The organism is Bacillus sp. SA1-12, assembly GCF_000981385.1.
Lineage (GTDB): Bacteria > Bacillota > Bacilli > Bacillales > Bacillaceae > Metabacillus.
The window spans coordinates 14,312-28,828 of the sequence record NZ_LATZ01000119.1 but is presented as its reverse complement, the minus strand read 5'-3'; the positions used below and the strand labels follow the sequence as shown (position 1 = coordinate 28,828).

Genomic DNA, 14,517 nt, shown 5'->3' with positions numbered 1-14,517 from the left:
TTTTTATGGAAACGTAATATACAACTATTATAAGTCAAATTCAGATAAAGAATCCATATGACTAGCAATCATAGCAATAATTGTACTAGCCTCTTCTTTGCTGAAAATAAAATTTGTCTCATCTTTTATAATGTCATCCTCTTCGGTTCGGATCCGGTTAATTCTGCGAAGCACGCCATCACCTGTCTCCTGTACAACACCAAATTGATAAGTAACTTCGACTTCATCCTTATAGGTAAATGCTGTTACTTCTGGAGTCTCCCATTCCACATCGATTTCTTCAAAAAGCTCGGAATCTTCTTCTACATACTCATAATCCATTTCGTCATCTTCTTCATTGACATCATTCAGATAAAGATGAAAGCTCTCATGAATGGCATCGACTATGTCTTCAATATCGGAAAGAATCGTTCTAGTGGTTTGCTCGTATTCAAAATCAAACGTTTCCATATAGAATTCTTCATTAAGAGGATCAAAAAACAATGTACAAAAATAATCGCGTTCATCATCTTCTGTTTCTACATAAAATTCAATTCTTGGATGCTTTGCACCTCGATCAATTGACATATGACCGATTTGATCATATTTTTCACAAATTGATTCAAGTTGATCCTGCAACTCACCACATACACGGTCAAACCATTCTATACTCATCCTTCATCCACCTTTCCTATTTCATCCTCCATAGTATGTCCTAGCCTTCATGAAAACCTACATATATTTGACTAAGAAAAACTGTTATCAAATCATTGGGTAAGCTCATAAGATATTAACATCACTTCCGACTGTTATGAGAGGGGGAGAAAATGTGGTTTATATAAAAAAGGAAGCAGAACCTTTTATCTATAAAAACCCTTCAAAAATCGATATTTCATCAAACCAGGCTTCGTTTCGCAAAAACTATCTACAGGAATTTATCATTCAGCAGAATCAAATCAATTCGACATTAAAACATGCCTCTGATAAAGTAAATTGCTTAGTAAATGAAACAAAGATTGAGCAGCAGCAGCAATTTAATCATGTCTTAACAAAACTAGAAGATCAGGAAAAACATACCGCTCCATTAGTTGAGAATATTATGAAACAGGATGAAGCATTTAAAGCCTTGATAATGAGGTTTGAAGCAATTGATGAATTTAATAAAGAATTAATGAAAAGGCAGGATAATGAAGGAGTCGTTAACCAAGCAATCATAGATCAGCTTACCATCCAGGATACTGCTATAAAGCAGCTTGCCAAAAAAATTGAACTCTTTGGCGGACTACATGATCATTTCAGTGATCAGCTAGCAGAACAAAATAACATAAACGAACACATCCTAAAAACGCTTGAATTACAAGAATCCTTTCACAAAACGATTTTAGAACGTTTAGATCATCAAGAAGCCATTAATCAGAAGGTGTCAAGAGACTTAGATAGCCTAAAAGCAACATTATTTGAAAGGATTAGCTATGTAGTTGAAAAGATCGAAGAAAATTATCAACAAATCACAGGGTTTGTCACGCAATTATTGAGCAAATATGGAATCTTCCATCGAATCACACTTGATAAAGATAGAAAGGAAAAAGAAACAATTAAATAAATGGAAAACTTTCAAAACTGACCTAATCGTCCAGAAATAATCAGGATTAGGTCAGCCTTTTTATTTTAACAATCTTGATGCTCACCATACACCATTCTTAGCATCTCATTCGAATCATTTGCAGATATATGTTCGTAATCTTTAGCAAAATGCTTTAAACTATCGCAGAACCCCACATTATCATCTCCAACACTTTCCGTCCAGCTAACAAAATTATGATAATCTTGTAATGGATCATATGAATTAAAACTTGCAATAACATCCTGAGAATGTCCAAGAGTTGTTACTTCGATTCCTTTATACGTTTCCGGATTTTGTTCATCGTATTTAACACAAGCATAAAAAATCATCGATTGATCTCCTTTACCATATCTTCTTTCTAGTTTTGGTCCGTCAGTGTAAAATTATGTTTTTTAAATTAATCTCTTTTAAAAATAATTGTTGTTATAAACTTAGTTACAATTAAAATATCTGTTGATATTCCCTGAAGCTGCTTTTACTTTGAGGCAGTTCGGAAGCTTCTGAGCCTTATGAGTCAGGTTTGGTCTTTCCGTGTCCCATTGCACTCACAGAAGGATCACTTTCCATTCCAATCAAAAGTGGAAGGATCAACACTTGGCACTAATTCAGTTTTAATTATAGAAAACATGTTTTTACGCCAACATATAGGTAAAAGATAAAATGGTAAGGAAAGATAGGAGGAAGGAAACATGCCAGAAAAACTGCCTGAATTTGTAAAAAGTGAATATTTTGTTGATGAACCAGGAAATTGGCATTTAAAACCTGGAGCTCCTGAGGAGTTAAAGCGGGAGTTTAAACAATATCTTGATACTCTTAGCAATATCCAGGATGAACCTGGAACGGTAGACAGTATTCATGTGCCATATCCTTAAAAAATAGTTAAAAAAACCTAGAGGATGCTCTTGTCTTATTTCGAATGAGACATCCTCTTGAAATCTATTAGTTAATTGTAAAGATGAATTTTGTCGTTGTTTTATATTCATCACCAGCATCCAGAATACAAGGAGAAAACTGTGGATGATGGATAGAGTCTGGAAGCCCTTGTGTTTCTAAACAAATTCCTAAATACTTTCTTGCTTGCACATCTCTTATTCTAAAGTCACCTAACATATTTGATGTGTAAACAACAACGCTTTGTTCTTCTGTTTCAACAATTAGCTTTCTTCCACTTTCCTCATCAAGTAAAATGATTTCCTTCTTTTGATCATCATCTAATAAAAATGGATGATCAATTCCTTGTCCAACTAATTGAACCTGCTTGTGATCTGCTAAAATCGCTTCACGCAGTTCTTTTTCTTTTAGGAAATCAAATGGAGTATTTTCAACATCAAGAAACGTTCCAGTTGGAATGAAATCCTCATTAAGTTCTAGGAATTTTTTGCTATTTATCTTTAATTTATGTGATAAAATATCATTTTTTATATTACCACTTAAATTAAAGTATGTATGGTTCGTTAAATTCACTAAAGTTTTCTTATCTGTTGTGGCAGCGTACGTAACAATCAATTCGTTTTGATCTGTTAATAAATACGTTACTTTTACAGTTAAAGTACCTGGGTATCCCTCTTCCCCATCTTTACTAATATAATTAAATTCTATTCCTGTCCCACCGTCTGTTTCAAATGGCTCTGCTTCCCAAAGTTTTCGGTCAAAGCCCTCAAGTCCTCCATGTAAATGATTGGCGTTTTCATTTTGTGGTAATTGATAGGTTTCTCCGTCTAATTCAAAGCTACCGTTTTTAATTCTTCCTGCAACTCGGCCTACTACTGCACCAAAATAAGGGGAATTTTCAAGATAATTCTCAACATCATCAAATCCAAGAACTACATTTTCAAATTGTCCCTCTTTATTTGGGGTAAGGATTTCAGTAATAATACAGCCAAGATTAATACAGGTTACCTTCATTCCGTCTTTATTTTGAAGTGAATAAGAATAAACCTCTTCACCTTTGTATTCACCAAATTGTACTTTTACAACCCTCATGCTTCTCTCTCCTTCAGCTTAATTCCTTATTATGTCTTTATTCGTTAAATAAAACATCAATCTATATACTATTAGTTATTTATTTGTTTTTTCCTGCTATAAGTTTAAATTTTTTCCTAATTTACATATATATTGAACGATTTCTTCATTCACCGACTTCCATTTCTTAGTTGGAATTTGATGATTTACATGTTTAAACAGGACTATACGATCATTAACTGAGCGATTTCTATAAAATTTTTGGTATAAATTAATGGCATCAGATCTAGTTCCATCCATCCAAAGTAATGGAACACGTATCCCTACAATATCGTTTGTTAAATTCATATTAAGAACCTCTTGGTAAAATTTATACCATACATCTTGTTGTGCTTTGTTCATATGTGAAATCAAGAGCTCTTTTAGATTTTTATTTTTGGTATGACTGTTAGCTATAATTTTGGTTAACAAATTTCTATGTTGCTTAACCATATACATTCCTAGTTTATGTTCCGCTTTTAGCGAAGGATTTAAAACAGCTGGATATCCCCCAATTAAAATTAGTCCTTCCACCCGCTCCTGGCTATGGGAGCTTATCAATTGTGCAATACCGCCTCCAGCGGAATAACCGCAAAATACGGCAGACTTGATCTTTAATTCATCAAGTAAAGCCAAGATTTCTTTACTATAATACTGGATAGAAATATCATTTACATCTGCAGAAGAACTATCTCCATGACCTGTTAAATCGGGGATAATCACCCTCATCTTTTCACTTAGCTTCCGTTGATAATAAAAAACATGCCTCCCCATTCCAGGTGGATGAATAAAGATTATAGGTGTCCCTTCACCAAGGTCGTCGTAAGTTATTTTTTTGTTATTCTCTAATGTTATCGTCGTCATAAGATCTACTCCTACTCAAAAGTTATTGCTAGTATTATTCCACAAATTCATAAAGATAGTTCTCTTGCAGTTATTGGAAATACTTACTAAACAGCAAATAGAATATTTCGAGCAGATGGTGAAATATTATTATCAACAAATCTTTACAAATCATTACCTAGATTTTAAAACGGGTTAGCCTAGTAGGTTAAAAGCTTGGTGCAAATCCAACTTAACCCACCAATTACTCATTTATAAAGGAGATGGATCAATATGGCAAGCAACGGTAATAGCTCAAACCAACTTTTAGTACCTGGTGCTGCTCAGGCGATCGACCAAATGAAATTTGAAATTGCTTCAGAATTTGGAGTAAACCTTGGTGCAGAAACAACATCTCGTGCAAATGGATCTGTTGGTGGTGAAATCACAAAACGTTTAGTTTCTTTTGCTCAGCAACAAATGAGTGGCAGAGTACAATAATTTCACATTTCATATAAGTTGGCTAAAAGGTACCTTATTGGTACCTTTTTCATATTTCAACCACGTTTCATGAAACAATTAAAAATCGGTTAAGATAGGTTGGAAAAACTTTATTATTAGGAGATGATCCTTATCATGGTGAATGAAAACTTTAACCAATTTATTAAAACAGAAGCGAAGCATAAGTCTGAGTATCTTGGTTCTGATCAAAAAAATGCACATGAAAAAAATACGGATATAAGTAGCAGTATCAATTCTAGGGCTAATACAGATATGTCTGTCGGGGCGATTGGCCGAGATGTGTTCGAAAATAGGAATAAAAAAGAATAGTTTCTAAAAGAGGGAGCTTTCTCATAAGGGCCAAAACCTTAGTTTGCTCCTTTTTTTATTTTCCCTGAAGGATTATGCCTTTGAACATTTTTCCTTTCTGGGATTGTGATAAAATGAACAAAGGTTGACATTAAAAGTAAAAGAGGGCAGTGAAATGAATGATCATCAAAACAGGATCCAATTGATAGATATCATTCGCGGGTTTGCGCTATTTGGTATTTTGTTAGTAAACATGCAAAGCTTTTATTCACCTGAATTTATTGAGATGTATTATGGTAAAACTAAAACCTATTATGGGTTAGAACTTATTCTAGCACTATTTTTTCAACTTTTTATCCAAATGAAATTTTATCCAATTTTTTCTTTTCTATTTGGTGTTGGTTTTTATTTTTATTACAACAAGACAAATGGCATAAACCTTTTTATTCGGAGATTACTTATTCTTCTCATGTTCGGTCTTTTTCACTTAGTTTTTATATGGTACGGCGATATCTTGCATCTCTATGCACTAACTGGGCTTTTTCTGATATTTTTTCATAAACTTTCAAATCGTTCTATTATTTATTGGGCTTTTTTTTTCATCGTTCTTTATCATGTTTTGCTTGGTGCAAGCATTTTTTATATTCCGAATGAAGCTCAGTTTAATAAACATTTATTTGAAAACATTGTTTTAGAATATACATCCGTCTATATGGAAGCCAGTTATCCTGAATGGCTTTTATATCGTTTGAAGATTGAGATCCTTCCCATTCTTTTACAAATTCCTTTTGCTATGATCCCGGTTTTAGGGATGTTTTTGCTGGGTCTTTATACAGGAAAGAAGCAATTATATGTACATAACGAAAATAACGATTTTCAAATAAAAAGAATATGGACATGGAGTTTTATTTTCAGCATCCCTTTCCTTGTGGTGAACGGGATCATCTTAACTTCCACTTTTTCCTTAGGTTTATCAGCGGAAGGGCTGAGCCAATTTCTAACAAGTATTAGCGGAATTATCATGAGCATTTTATATATGAGCTCGTTTTATTTTCTTACAAAAAAAACGAGAGCTTTATTTCTCTTTCGTTTTATTGGAAAAATGGCGTTAACCAATTATCTTTTGCAATCGATTATATGTATTAGTTTTTATCGATTTTTTCATTTATATGGTGAGATTGGATTACTTCAAGGAACCCTTTTTAGCTTCATCTTATTCTCAGGTCAATTATTATTTAGCTATTACTGGCTTATTTATTTTCATCATGGACCATTTGAATGGCTATGGCGCTGCTTCACTTATGGGAAACTTGTACCTTTCAAAAGAAAGCCTGATAACAATCGTTTAATCAATGAATAAAATTAGGATAAAAATTATTTATCTGGCAAAAAATAAAATAAAGATTTTTACAGTATAAACAATTAAATTAGGAGGAATAAAATTGGATATAAATCGAGTGAAACAAATCCTTTCTTCACCAGCAGATATCAAAGTCATGTACCACGGTACCTCTGTCTGGATTGATGAATTACATGAAGATCAGGAAATGGTTACTTGTCATTTAAGGGGCCCGCTTGAGGAAAGAACTCAGGTTCCTGTTGCAGAATTAAAAGAAGTATAATTGAAGATTTTATTCCTTTGACTGGTCGTAAGCATTTAACAAGACTTGGAAGGATTTTAGTAAGTATTATACATATTGTGAGGAAAAATGTGTATAATGTATGTAGTAGTTAATCTCCTTACTAAAGGATGTGTTTAAATGAGATTTCAACAGCAAGTCGAGAAGCCACCAGAGGTAAACTTAAAGATATGGAATTGTGGATCAGAAGAATGCAATGGTTGGATGAGAGATAATTTCAAATCTAACGAGAACCCAGATTGTCCGCTTTGTGGACATGCTATGGTTGAAGATGAACGTACTTTACCAGTTGTAGAGAACTTTTCAGCAGTAAATGCAAAAAAGGAATAATTGGATTTATAACGAGTTTTTCGTTTTTTTTTAATAAAATCCCATGTGCATGCATGGGATTTTATTTTGCAATAAAGCGCACAAACTTTACCTCAGGTTACTGTGAGATGCACTTCACGAAAGTTTAGTGCTTATTTAGCAGAGGTGTAAAAATGAGTTGGATAAAAAATGAACTAATAAAAAATGTTAAGATTATTAGTAAAGATCCTTACGATCCTGTCTATGTAACAAACATTCCAAATGGATGGAAGATAATTGGAAAGGGAAATTTTGCTGCTGTTTTTACCCACTTTTCACTTGATGGCAGAGTTGTAAAAGTATATGCAGAAAATCGATATGGCATTAAGGAAGAAATACTCGCCTACAAAAAACTAGGCAATCTTACTGCTTTTTCAAAACTTTTTGAATATGGTGACCGTTATCTCGTTCTGAAAAGATTAAACGGCATAACACTCTATCAGGCGTTAATTGAGGGTGTATATATTCCTCACTCGGTTATAGAAGATGTCGACAAAGCAATTGAAGATGCAAAACAACTTGGATTAAATCCTACAGATATCCATGGAAAAAATGTGATGATGAAGGATGGAAAAGGGTTTATTGTTGATGTGTCCGATTTTCTAAAACCATACAATTGTCCAAAATGGAAGCATTTCAAAAGATTTTATTACTTTCTTTACCTTCCCTTATTCAAAATTATGAACATTCCTATTCCATATTGGTTCTTAGAAATCATTAGAAAAGGCTATCAGCTGTATTTATTATTAAGCGGCTTTAGGAAAAAACAGGAATATTATAATGAATATAAGTAAAAAAGACGTCTAAAAGACGTCTTTTTGCGTATTGAGGCGAAAGACTGCACGCCACATCGTGCATTTTGCCAGTTGGCATGTCTCTCGACTTACACAATTCAGCTCATCGCTTTCCTAATATAACATAATATCAGATATTAGGAAACCCTAAAGATTTAAATTTTAAAATAAAAAACTTAGCATTTGTTTAACAATTGCTTACCTCATTTTAGGAAAAAATAACTAATTAGCAATAATTCATTCACATTTAAAACTTTTAGACAAGTTCCACTATTATATATCATATAGATAAGTAGAAATGCTACACGAGGAGGGAACGTTATGAAGTTTGTCATCATTAAAAGAAAGTGGTTGTTGCTAGTTGTTGCAGCTATTGTAGTTGGCGGATTATATTATTATACAAATGATGCCATTCCAACATTTCAAAATAGTCAGGAACAGAGCAGTGATCTTGTCATTAACATGGTAACCGGAGAGTTCACCTCAACAACAGCTGATGGGAAGAAGATTGAAGCTTACCGGTTTGATCCAGGTACTATTGTCATCCCAAAAGATAAAGATGTATCTTTAAGTATTTTTGGTGTAAATGGTGAAGAACACCCTTTTTACATTGAAGGAACTGATATAAAAGGCACTGTTAAAAAAGGAGAAGAAACGATTGTTCCTCTACATTTTAAAGAAGAGGGCACTTATAGACTAATTTGTGATACGCATAGTCATGCTGGGCATGGCATACCGATGATTGCTACGATTGTAGTGGATTAAGCATTGATTAAAAATAGCACTAAAAAACTAGTTTACATTCTATAAATGAGGGTAACATATAAAAAAATTAGGAGTATAAAGGTGGTTTTTTAGTGGAAGTTGTTATCTATAATGAGGAAATATACGAAGTATTTTACACATACTCCAGTGGCTATTGTGAATTAAGAAAGCTAGAATCAGAGATTAATGACATAATTCTAGTACACCGAACAGAATTATCACAAGTGGAACCAGCATAGTTTTACTAAATAAAATCAACTTCTGAATAACATAGCCGTTTGAAAAGTAACCAAAGGTAACTTAAGATGAAAGGGTCTGCTCACAAACACTACATAATAATTTTGAAAGGTCTGTCATTCGTATTTGTTGGTGAAGCATGACCCTTTATAAGACAACCCCCTGCCCCATTATTTTATGCGGTTATACGACTCGATTAAATAACTTATTAGTTTCTCATCCTTCGTAAGTCCTGCTGAATAGGATCTTTTTAAAAATCGTTCTGCCAATTCAAAGGTTAGGTATTTTTCTGATAGGAGAACATGATTTTTTTCAATTACCCATTTACCTTTTGCCTTTTGATAAATGAGAAACTGTTCTTCTTGTCTATTTTCGAAATGTGCACAACGTTCCTTTTTATTATATTGGTTATGCCGTGCATCCTCTAATAACGGTTTAATGGTGAATGGTTTTTCAATAAAATCATTGTAAGCTTCTTTTGTGATTGAACATCCAGCTGCTTTCGCATGACCTCCCCCGCCATAGGTTGAGGCAAGTTTTGATACATCTACATGATCATGAATCGTACGAAAACCGATTTTTTTACTCCCCATGTTTAAAATCACTATACAATCCAAATGAGGAAATTCTTTTCCTAATGCATTCCCTAATTCTGAATGATAGGACTCAGCATGGACGATCCCAACGCAAAGCTTTCCTATATTTGCTTGAACCAATTCCTTTGTTTTTCGACGAATATAACGATCTGTTTTTTTCTCTTCTATGTCTAATACTTTTTCTTCAAATTCATCAAATGAAAAATGAGCATTTTGCGAAAGCCTTTCAAGCATCTTCCCTTCAAATTCTTCAATGGATTGCATATATAAAAGATCATTTAATCTTTTTGCGTTGATATTTCCATGTTTCTCCCATTCCCATGTATCGTATTGACGGACTAATTCGACGTATTCATTTAATGAAGGTTTTGCCTTTATCATCTTTTCTTCTATTAAAAATTGATAAAATAATGAAGTAGCAGAAGCTAATTTTCCTTCTGTCTCTTCTACCTGTATATGTGACCAGTTATATTTATTTATATGAAGGGCAGATTTGTGATGATCAATTAATTGTATTTTTCCTCCCTTTATTGCAAAATCATTTAATCTTATTTCATTTTCGTTATTAACCGAAAGGTCTGTTATGTAAAGATTTGATGTTGTTTTCTTTCCTTCAGCTTCATTAAGAAATTTCTCCACATGATAATTTAAACTGTTTACAGAATGATAATACACCTCTATCTTTTCTGCTAATGCATACTTTGCCAGGATCCCGCAGCTTACTCCATCTAAATCATTATGAGTTAACAATAGATTTTGCATAATCTCACCTTCTAAATTAACTTTTATTAAATGCCTTACTTTAAAGCCTTTATTAAGTATTTGTTTTAAACAAAGAAAACTATTCATTAAAGTAACATTAGATGACATTTTACTGCATGCTGCGTTTGAAATAAAAAAAAGATACAAAGCAAAAAGCCTGTATCCTTTTTGTTCTTATTGAACGATTCGTTTCCCAAGGATTATTAAATCTCTTTCCACCCCTGCCATGTCAGCTATTTTCGGCAGATGGGCCCATTTTTCAAAATTGTACTTTTGAAACAGTCTGATACTTGGATTATTATGACCAAAAACAAAAGCAAGCAAAGTTTTAATTTCTAATGTAGGACATTCTGAAATTGCCTTATCCATTAATACACGTGCATATCCTTTTCCATGAGCCGATGGATCTAAATAAATACTAACCTCTGCTGTTGCATTGTAAGCAGGTCTTCCGTAAAAGGATTGAAAGCTTAACCAGCCAACTATTTTCTCGTCTTCCTCTAAAACCCATAAAGGACGATGTTGGGAATTATGGTCATGAAACCAAGCTAATCTGCTTTCTACAGAAACTTCTTCCAGATCAGCTGTTGCAAGTTGTCCCGGTATAGATGAGTTGTATATCTCAACAATTTTCGATAGATCTTCAAGCTGTGCATCCCTAATTTGTACATTTGTCTCACTCATATATGTCTTTCCCTTCTTGATTTAAAAACCTGCAAAATCATTCTATTTGAACGTGCATGGTATCTAGTTTTCTACAAACATTTTAAATGATTATGTATTGGTTATACTAAAAAACTTAGAGAAATACAAGATGATCTTCATTTACTTTTTAAAAAAAGACAGTTATCGCAAACTTTGCAGTTATGTAATAAGCATAAGCCTTGGTGTTGATTGATTGCAGCTCCAGTATGATCGCCTTCCGCGGAGCGGGAGGTGAGCCTTCTCAGCGCATAGTGTCTGCATAAGTTTCACCTGTCACGATACTCCCTTGTCTTTCTCCAGTAGCTAGAACTTAGAGGGGGTGAACAGGCACTTCCGCATTTCGAATCAGGAGACTCGCATATACAGTCCAATCACCCTAAACAGTTTTTGTTTAAAGAACCTATTAAAAAACAACCATTATTTTGTTAAGAACCTAAAAAAACACTATAATTAATTAAAATCGCCAGCTTAAACCCTATTTCATTGGCTCAGGAATGAATATACTTGCAATATGTCTCACTTTCCTATTTTCTGCTGGTTCGTTCTCAATGACATTTTTCATTAGTGCTGACAGCTCCTTGAGGAATTCCTGAAACTCTTCATCAGATAAATAAACAAGCGCTTCTTGAAAACCAACGCCATCCTTATATAAATCAATTTCTCCTTGGTTTAAATAACTCTCGTATTTACCAAGTAAATGGGTCATAAAAGTAAGAAACAAGGTTAAATGTTCTTCGCCAGTTACATCTTCCAACTCCTCTTGGCCGCTTAAATCACTCTCACCTAGCGAATAGATTTTTTCTACGGTCCCGCGAATTTGATTTTCTTTAACAACCTGAATCACTTCAGCTTCTACTAATTTATTTAAATGGCGATAAAGAGTCGCCTGTGGAACATCCGTTAATTTTTGCGCAATTTGTTGTACATTTAATTCCCTGCCACCTATTAAGGTTTGAACTATTTTCATTCTTACTGGATGAAGGATTAACTTTGCCTTTGAATACATATTCAAACTCCTTTGTAACAAATTTCATAATGATATTATTTTCACTTTTGATAATAAAATCACAAAAAATAAGTGCCTTTCTTTTTCAAGCAAAAAAGGATGATTATTATTCATCCTTTTCATCCTATCAAAAGATTATTCTTCAAAATAATCTTTATAATAACCGCCAACTTTACCTGTATTATCAATGACAAAGTAAAATTCTTCTGTTTCATTTTGTACATCATACTGTTTACCTGCCGTTAATGCACGATTTACCATATACTTAGCAGCATTTGTATGAACACAAGTAACTTTTTTAAGAGGAGTTTTTTTTTGCCATGTTTTATGTATCATATTATTTTCAATCCCTTCTTCTTTCTTCATATTTTACTATTGTTTTAAGCAAAATGCCAATTATCCTTTTATTGCCCGTTTTTGCTTATTTAAAAAATTTAAAATTTATACGATTCATGATAGAAGTTAAGAAGAAACATATCCTTATTTCTATTTGAATATTCATATAGGTGAGGTGATATGTTTATGATCACAGATGTGATGATAATTGATGAGATGAAAACAAGAATTGATGAATTAACCAAGTTTCAGCAAAAGGATGGTTCTTGGTCATTTTGCTTTGAAGGAGGACTCATGACCGATGCTTTTATGATCATCCTTCTGCGTTCTTTATACATTGAGGGCGAAGAACATCTTATAAAAAAATTAACAAGGCGAATTATTGACAAGCAATCTCATAACGGACTATGGAAAGCATATCCCGATGAACGGGATGGAAACCTTTCAGCAACTGTTCAAGCTTATATAGCCCTCCTATATTCTGGCCACTTTAAACGCGATCACCCTTCCTTAAAGAAGGCAGAGATGTTTATCCGGAAGAAAGGGGGATTATCAAAGTCTCATTTTATGACAAAATGGATGCTTGCCGTAAATGGCTTATATCGATGGCCAAAGCTCTTTTATATACCGATGACCTTTCTTCTCATTCCCTCGTCGTTTCCAATAAATTTTTTTCAATTAAGTACCTACGCACGAATTCATTTCGTTCCAATGATGGTAGCAGCAAATAAAAAATTTATGATCAAATCGCCATTCACTCCAAATGTTGATCATCTATTTTTTCGCACTTCTTCTACTCAATTCGATGAATGGGATTTAACTTCATCTACTCGATCGATAAATTACCTTACACAAGAAATGAAGAAGTTATTAAATGCTCCTAGCTATCTTCATCGATTAGGATATGAGAAGGCAGAAAGGTATTTGCTCAAAAGAATAGAAGATGACGGGACCTTACTTAGCTACGCAAGTGCTACTTTCTTTATGATATATAGCCTGCTTGCATTAGGATATAAAAAGAATTCCCTGCCTATTCAAAAAGCTGTTAACGGTCTTAAAGGATTGGTCAGTGACAAATGTGATGGAATTCATTTAGAAAATTCAACTTCCACAATTTGGGATACAACATTAATTAGCTACGTGATCCAAGAAGCAAATGTCGGCATTGACTCAAACGTTATAAAAAAAGCTTTGAAGTTTCTTCTCTCTAAACAACATGTTAAAAAGGGGGATTGGGTGCTTCATAATCGCTTTATTGATCCAGGTGGGTGGGGATTTTCCCGAAATAATACAATCAATCCTGATAACGATGATACATCAGCAGCATTAAGAGCGATCTCTCATCGTGCCCTTTCCTCACAACAATATCAAGCAGCTTGGTATAAAGGTGTGACCTATTTGCTATCTATGCAAAATGAGGACGGCGGTTGGGCTGCTTTCGAAAAAAATACTGATTTCGAATTATTAACATACTTACCACTTGATAATGCTCAAGATGCAGCTATTGATCCATCAACTGCTGATTTAACAGGCAGGGCATTGGAGTTTTTTGGAAATTTCGCAGGATTAACCTATCATCATCCTAGTATAAATGCAGGTGTTTCCTGGTTATTAAAGAACCAAGAATCAAATGGCTCATGGTATGGCCGTTGGGGGGTGTGCTATATTTATGGAACATGGGCAGCAGTAACTGGTCTTGTAGCTGTTGGCATTTCCCCTGCCCATCCAGCAATAAAAAAAGCAATAAAATGGCTGGAATCAATTCAGCATCAAGATGGCGGATGGGGTGAGTCCTGTTCAAGCTGTGTACTAAGGCAATTTGTACCTCTACAAATAAGTACTCCTTCACAAACTTCATGGGCATTGGATACACTTATTCAAGCTGGTTGCCGTAAACACCCGTCTGTTAAAAAAGGGCTTACGTATTTAATACAGGATACAAAAAGTAAAGAGTCACTAACATATCCAACTGGTATAGGTCTGCCTGGTCAATTATACATTAATTATCATAGCTATAATTATATATTCCCATTATTAACTTTAGCACACTACACAAACAAAATATAAAGTACTTGTTTGCTTCATTTTAAAT

19 protein-coding genes are annotated in these 14,517 nt (G+C 33.8%); 11 read left to right on the top strand and 8 right to left on the bottom strand.

The window, feature by feature from the left end; translation table 11 throughout:
• Positions 1 to 27: 27 nt before the first annotated feature.
• Entirely contained in the window at positions 28 to 654 is a 627-nt protein-coding gene (locus WQ54_RS19660) for a hypothetical protein (protein ID WP_046586580.1), read from the bottom strand.
• A gap of 154 nt (positions 655 to 808) precedes the next feature.
• On the opposite strand from WQ54_RS19660, the gene WQ54_RS19655 reads away from it, so the two are divergent.
• Positions 809 to 1,582, top strand: coding sequence for a hypothetical protein (locus WQ54_RS19655; protein WP_046586579.1), 774 nt, complete (start codon positions 809 to 811; stop codon positions 1,580 to 1,582).
• A 65-nt stretch (positions 1,583 to 1,647) separates the two neighbouring features.
• Here the strand turns inward: WQ54_RS19655 and WQ54_RS19650 are convergent, their stop codons facing one another.
• Positions 1,648 to 1,932 (bottom strand): hypothetical protein, encoded by a 285-nt coding sequence (locus WQ54_RS19650; RefSeq protein ID WP_046586578.1) that lies wholly within the window; start codon positions 1,930 to 1,932, stop codon positions 1,648 to 1,650.
• Positions 1,933 to 2,292: 360 nt separating this feature from the next.
• Here WQ54_RS19650 and WQ54_RS19645 point away from each other — a divergent pair, with 360 nt between their 5' ends.
• A complete protein-coding gene (locus tag WQ54_RS19645) occupies positions 2,293 to 2,475 on the top strand; it encodes a hypothetical protein (RefSeq protein WP_046586576.1) in 183 nt (60 codons plus the stop codon).
• 67 nt (positions 2,476 to 2,542) lie between these two features.
• Here WQ54_RS19645 and WQ54_RS19640 read toward each other — a convergent pair whose 3' ends face one another.
• Both WQ54_RS19640 and WQ54_RS19635 read right to left on the bottom strand, forming a co-directional pair.
• Positions 2,543 to 3,586, bottom strand: coding sequence for an aldose epimerase family protein (locus WQ54_RS19640; protein WP_046586574.1), 1,044 nt, complete (start codon positions 3,584 to 3,586; stop codon positions 2,543 to 2,545).
• 96 nt (positions 3,587 to 3,682) lie between these two features.
• Positions 3,683 to 4,468 carry an alpha/beta fold hydrolase gene (locus tag WQ54_RS19635; RefSeq protein WP_046586572.1) on the bottom strand — a complete coding sequence of 262 codons (786 nt, stop codon included), beginning with the start codon at positions 4,466 to 4,468 and terminating at the stop codon, positions 3,683 to 3,685.
• 252 nt (positions 4,469 to 4,720) lie between these two features.
• Here WQ54_RS19635 and WQ54_RS19630 point away from each other — a divergent pair, with 252 nt between their 5' ends.
• The 8 genes from WQ54_RS19630 (at position 4,721) to WQ54_RS33800 (ending at position 9,022) form a co-directional block, all read left to right on the top strand.
• Positions 4,721 to 4,927 (top strand): alpha/beta-type small acid-soluble spore protein, encoded by a 207-nt coding sequence (locus tag WQ54_RS19630; protein WP_046586571.1) that lies wholly within the window; start codon positions 4,721 to 4,723, stop codon positions 4,925 to 4,927.
• Between the two features lie 135 nt (positions 4,928 to 5,062).
• Positions 5,063 to 5,257 (top strand): hypothetical protein, encoded by a 195-nt coding sequence (locus tag WQ54_RS19625; RefSeq protein ID WP_046586569.1) that lies wholly within the window; start codon positions 5,063 to 5,065, stop codon positions 5,255 to 5,257.
• A 154-nt stretch (positions 5,258 to 5,411) separates the two neighbouring features.
• Complete coding sequence (locus tag WQ54_RS19620; protein WP_046586567.1) at positions 5,412 to 6,596, top strand: DUF418 domain-containing protein; 1,185 nt, start codon at positions 5,412 to 5,414, stop codon at positions 6,594 to 6,596.
• Positions 6,597 to 6,678: 82 nt separating this feature from the next.
• A complete protein-coding gene (locus WQ54_RS19615; protein WP_046586565.1) occupies positions 6,679 to 6,858 on the top strand; it encodes an H-type small acid-soluble spore protein in 180 nt (59 codons plus the stop codon).
• Positions 6,859 to 6,996: 138 nt separating this feature from the next.
• Positions 6,997 to 7,206, top strand: coding sequence for a cold-inducible protein YdjO-related protein (locus WQ54_RS19610; RefSeq protein ID WP_046586564.1), 210 nt, complete (start codon positions 6,997 to 6,999; stop codon positions 7,204 to 7,206).
• 152 nt (positions 7,207 to 7,358) lie between these two features.
• Positions 7,359 to 8,018, top strand: a complete 660-nt coding sequence (locus WQ54_RS19605) for a hypothetical protein (protein WP_046586562.1) — start codon at positions 7,359 to 7,361, stop codon at positions 8,016 to 8,018.
• Positions 8,019 to 8,339: 321 nt separating this feature from the next.
• Positions 8,340 to 8,783 (top strand): cupredoxin domain-containing protein, encoded by a 444-nt coding sequence (locus WQ54_RS19600; RefSeq protein ID WP_046586561.1) that lies wholly within the window; start codon positions 8,340 to 8,342, stop codon positions 8,781 to 8,783.
• Between the two features lie 92 nt (positions 8,784 to 8,875).
• On the top strand, positions 8,876 to 9,022 hold the full coding sequence (locus WQ54_RS33800) for a hypothetical protein (RefSeq protein WP_156178027.1): 147 nt from the start codon (positions 8,876 to 8,878) through the stop codon (positions 9,020 to 9,022).
• Positions 9,023 to 9,190: 168 nt separating this feature from the next.
• On the opposite strand, the gene WQ54_RS19595 is transcribed toward WQ54_RS33800, so the two are convergent.
• From WQ54_RS19595 to WQ54_RS19580, 4 genes are all read right to left on the bottom strand, one after another.
• Complete coding sequence (locus tag WQ54_RS19595; RefSeq protein WP_046586559.1) at positions 9,191 to 10,378, bottom strand: DHH family phosphoesterase; 1,188 nt, start codon at positions 10,376 to 10,378, stop codon at positions 9,191 to 9,193.
• Positions 10,379 to 10,552: 174 nt separating this feature from the next.
• Complete coding sequence (locus WQ54_RS19590) at positions 10,553 to 11,062, bottom strand: GNAT family N-acetyltransferase (RefSeq protein ID WP_046586555.1); 510 nt, start codon at positions 11,060 to 11,062, stop codon at positions 10,553 to 10,555.
• A 496-nt stretch (positions 11,063 to 11,558) separates the two neighbouring features.
• Complete coding sequence (locus WQ54_RS19585) at positions 11,559 to 12,089, bottom strand: helix-turn-helix domain-containing protein (RefSeq protein WP_046586551.1); 531 nt, start codon at positions 12,087 to 12,089, stop codon at positions 11,559 to 11,561.
• Between the two features lie 135 nt (positions 12,090 to 12,224).
• On the bottom strand, positions 12,225 to 12,425 hold the full coding sequence (locus tag WQ54_RS19580; protein WP_046587274.1) for a DUF6501 family protein: 201 nt from the start codon (positions 12,423 to 12,425) through the stop codon (positions 12,225 to 12,227).
• Between the two features lie 180 nt (positions 12,426 to 12,605).
• Here WQ54_RS19580 and shc point away from each other — a divergent pair, with 180 nt between their 5' ends.
• Positions 12,606 to 14,492: a squalene--hopene cyclase gene (gene shc / locus WQ54_RS19575; RefSeq protein ID WP_046586549.1), complete on the top strand. Its 1,887-nt coding sequence runs from the start codon at positions 12,606 to 12,608 to the stop codon at positions 14,490 to 14,492.
• Positions 14,493 to 14,517 lie beyond the last annotated feature (25 nt).